Annotated in this window: 5 protein-coding genes; all 5 read right to left on the reverse strand. The window is 62.7% G+C overall.

Annotation, left to right across the window (positions count from 1 at the left end; all coding sequences use genetic code 11):
* Positions 1-887 (reverse strand): P-type conjugative transfer protein TrbG (gene trbG, locus ACT6VE_RS34495; RefSeq protein ID WP_444802623.1); only part of this gene is annotated, 887 nt, incomplete at its 3' end.
* Positions 884-1567, reverse strand: coding sequence for a conjugal transfer protein TrbF (trbF, locus tag ACT6VE_RS34500; RefSeq protein WP_439469088.1), 684 nt, complete (start codon positions 1565-1567; stop codon positions 884-886). The genes trbF and trbG, both read right to left, overlap by 4 nt.
* 4 nt (positions 1568-1571) lie before the next feature.
* Positions 1572-2888: a P-type conjugative transfer protein TrbL gene (gene trbL / locus ACT6VE_RS34505; protein WP_444802624.1), complete on the reverse strand. Its 1317-nt coding sequence runs from the start codon at positions 2886-2888 to the stop codon at positions 1572-1574.
* Between the two features lies 1 nt (position 2889).
* Positions 2890-3234 carry a hypothetical protein gene (locus tag ACT6VE_RS34510; protein WP_444575878.1) on the reverse strand — a complete coding sequence of 115 codons (345 nt, stop codon included), beginning with the start codon at positions 3232-3234 and terminating at the stop codon, positions 2890-2892.
* Positions 3200-3836, reverse strand: a 637-nt coding sequence (gene trbJ / locus ACT6VE_RS34515) for a P-type conjugative transfer protein TrbJ (RefSeq protein ID WP_444802625.1), incomplete at its 5' end; no start/stop codon positions are given. The genes ACT6VE_RS34510 and trbJ, both read right to left, overlap by 35 nt.

Raw genomic sequence — 3836 nt, forward strand, 5'->3', positions numbered from 1 at the left:
GTGAAGAGCTGATCAATGATCAGGTAGCGACCCGAGACGCGGTAATTGACAAGTTCGGCCTCGCCTCCTGGTCCAAGCACAAACACCGGCGGAAGATCACCATGGGTCACGCTTGGGGGAAATTCGACATACACGCGGACTCCGTCATCGAACGCGCGCAACGGTCGCCAGCTCGGCTTGTCGCCTGTGATCGCATAGGAAAAATTGAGGCTTGCCAGGTCCATGCCTGCGGCCACGGGCGCGGCGCGTTCGGCCTCAAGCCGGGACTGGCGGACCGCGATCAGCTCGTCGTGCGGATAGGTCCAGGAGACCGAGGCCATATACACAACCGGATCTGCTCTAAGCTCGATATGGTAGGTGCGCCGATCGGTGTTGATGACGAGGTTGGTGGAAATGTCCGGACGGGTCGGCTTGACCAGAATGTGCACCTGCTCGAAAGTGCCGGCTCCGCTCACCGTGTCTCCTATCATCCAGCGCACGGTGTCGCCAGCCGCGACAGGGCCTGGCCCGACGAGCCGCTCACCAGGCTGAAGCGCAATGTCCGTGACCTGTCCGGGCCTGGCATAGACCTGGAACAGCGCGCCTTGGGTAAAGGCATACTGCTGTATCGCATTGGCAAAGCCGGCCCGTTCGGGTTCGACTCGCGCAGCTTCATTCGCCGCTCCCACCCTCTGTCTGGGAGCGGGGAGACTCGCAGAGGGGCGGGAGCGGCCCGCAGCAGCGGGAGGCACGCGCTGCGGAAGAAGAATGGGCAAGGACGGCATGGGACGGGAAACCAGGCTCTGCCATGGCTCCGAAGGCTGTTCGCCGGCAAGCGCGGGGCTTGCCGCGGCGACGCCTGACAAGGCAAGGATGCAAGCGAGAATCCGAGGGGTCTGAACAGTCATGAACCAAGTTCCTTCGACCAGTTGATGGCATTGACGTAGATGCCGAGCGGGTTCCTGCGCAGGGCGTCAGGCACGCGCGGCGTCTCGAAAACGATGGTCAGAATCGCAGTCCAGCGGCTTGTCTCGGCCAGGCTCCCGTCTCGGTAACTCCGCTCGATCCAGGCCACCCGAAAACTTGTCGGCGAAGCCCGGATGACGCTGGTGACCTCAATGCTTATCTGTTCTCGGCCGATCAGCGCAAAAGGGTCGTTTGTGCGGGCATGATCGTTCAGCGCAAGCGCGCCCCTGTCGGTTGTAAAGTCGTAAGCGCGCAGCCAGTTCTGGCGCACGATGACGGGATCCTCCGGAACCGCGCGAACCTGCTCGATGAACCGGGCAAGGTGGAACGCGATCTGTGGGTCCGATGGGGTGAAGCCTGCATCGGCCGGCGCCAGGGCCCGGGCGTCGCCAAGCTTGTCGACTTCGACGACCCACGGGACGATGGTTCCGCGCGCTCCCTGCCAGACGATGGCTGCAGTGAGTGCGCACGACAGCCCAAGCGTTCCGAAAAAGGCAAGCCGCCAGTTGCGGGCCTGAACACGGGCCGAGCCGATGCGGTCGTCCCAGATCTGGCCTGCACGCTGATACGGTGTCTCGGCTTCAGGGGTTTTGCCGTAGCGGATCGATGGGCGTCGGAACATGGGCTCAGTCCTTTTGAGAGATATCGATGGAAGCGCCCATTCCGCTGCTGTCGCCCGACCGCAGGGCATGGGCTGCCAGGGTTGCACCGTGGGCTACAACCTGGCGATCCTGCAAAGCCCTTGCCCATGCAGGGGGAGGAGCCGGGGAGTCCGGTGCGGGAGCAGGCTGGCTGCCGGGCGCAGGAATGATCGTTCCGCCGGTGTTCGTGATGGCGGCTCGGCCGCCGTCACGAAGCGACTGCTTGATGGATGCGCTGGCTTTGCGCAGCGGAGATGTTGCCGCGCCCAGGGCTGCCTCGCCCAAGGCTGCCGAGCCCGAGCGCACCGCTGCCATACCTGTCTTGCCTGCCGACCCAAGGGCAAAGGCGGTAACAGCGCCACCTGCCGCACGCGAGGTTCCGTGCGCTGCAACAGTAGCTGCAGCTGTGACTGCGCTGCCTGCAAGCCTTGCGCCGCTCGCCGCGCCGAACGCCGCTCCGCCCGTCAGCAGGGCGGTTCCGGCTGCAGCGCCCGCACCCAGCTGCGGCCCTCCTGTGACAATGCCGTTGGCAATCCCCGGGCCGAAGATGCCGAGGCCCAGCAGGGTGAAGCTTGCCAGCACGATGGACAGTGCATCTTCGATGGTCGGTTCACCGGGTATGGCGCTGGTGAATTCCGAAAATATGGTCGAGCCGATCCCGAGGATGACAGCCAGAACGAGGACCTTGATTCCGCTCGATACGACATTGCCCAGTACACGTTCGGCCATGAAGGCCGTTCTGCCGAATAGGCCGAACGGGATGAGGACAAAGCCTGCAAGCGTGGTGAGCTTGAACTCGATCAGTGTCACGAACAGCTGGATCGACAGGATGAAGAACGCAGTTACGACAAGGGCCCAGGCAACAAGCAGGATGATAATCTGGAGGAAATTCTCGAAAAAGCTGACAAAGCCCATCAGCTCGGAAATGGCCTCGATCAGCGGACGCGCCGCATCGAGACCGACCTGGGCTACCGCGCCAGGCTGCAGAAGCTCGGCGGTGGAAAAGCCTGTTCCGCTGGCCTTGAGGCCAAGCCCTGCGAAGCTCTCGAAGACAATTCCCGCAAGCTTGTTCCAGTTGGAAATGATATAGGCGAAAACTCCGACAAACAGCGTCTTCTTCACCAGCCTTGCCGGAACGTCGTCCGCCTCGCCCCAGGCCCAGAACAGGGCGGCAAGCGTGACGTCGATGACGATGAGGGTGGTTGCGACAAATGCGACTTCGCCCGACAGCAGCCCGAAGCCTGAGTCGATGTAGCGGGAGAAGATGTCGAGGAAGCGATCGACCACGCCGGTGCCGCCCATCTTACTGACCCTCGGCACTGGACGGAGCAGGACAAGCGACGATGCATGATCCCTCTTCCGGGGCTCTGTCTTTCAGAAACCTTTTGCGATGTCCGCTCCCTGCCGACCGGCATTCTGACTTGTCCAGAGCATGATCACCCATCGGTGTGCAGGTCTGCAGCCACAAGGCCTCAGTATCTGAGCGTGCTGCCCTCACAACTCCGGGTGCCGGCATCGGGGCTGGATCGTGCAGCGCGAGCATCGTGAGGATCAGCGCTGCAGCGACAAAGGCGCAGGAAGCCACCCGCAGCAGGAGAGTACCGCGCACCGGCTCAATTCCGGAAAAGCTGCGGACTGGCAGCAGCATTTCTGCGGCCTGGTGCCAGGAACCGTCGCAGCTGCTCGCGAGCCTGCGCCTTTGCTGCGGCCGAGTTGGCCGCCTCAAGCGACTGAGCTCGGCCCATCGCAGCTATGCTGGCAATCAGGTCTGTAAGCTGCTGTGACTGGAGCGCGAGCAATTGATTGCCAGCCTGGGCTGCCTGAAGCGCGCCGGTGGATGACTGGCTCGCAGAGACAAGGCTTTCGATGGCGCTTCGCGAGCCCTCGATGTTGCGGACTGCACCGGACTGGATCTTGAGGGCATCCTCGAAGGCTGCAACACTGTCGTTCCACCGATCCTGTGCCTGGCGGACCATATCGCGCTGGCTGCCTGACAGATCGATGGTCCGGTATTTGCGACCGAAATCCCGCTCGATTGCCTGCACGTCGAGCGCAATACCCTGAGCTCGTGCCAGCAGCTGTTGGGTCTGGCGGATCTGCTGCTGCAGCGGTTCAAGCACGCTGAGCGGCAGGGTTTCGAGATTTCGGGCCTGATTGACCAGCTCGCTGGCCTGATTCTGCAGCATCCGGATCTGATTGTTGATCTGTTCGAGGGTGCGAGCTGCGGTCAGGACGTTCTGTGCGTAGTTG

The organism is Shinella sp., from assembly GCF_052438155.1.
Classification (GTDB): Bacteria; Pseudomonadota; Alphaproteobacteria; order Rhizobiales; family Rhizobiaceae; genus Shinella.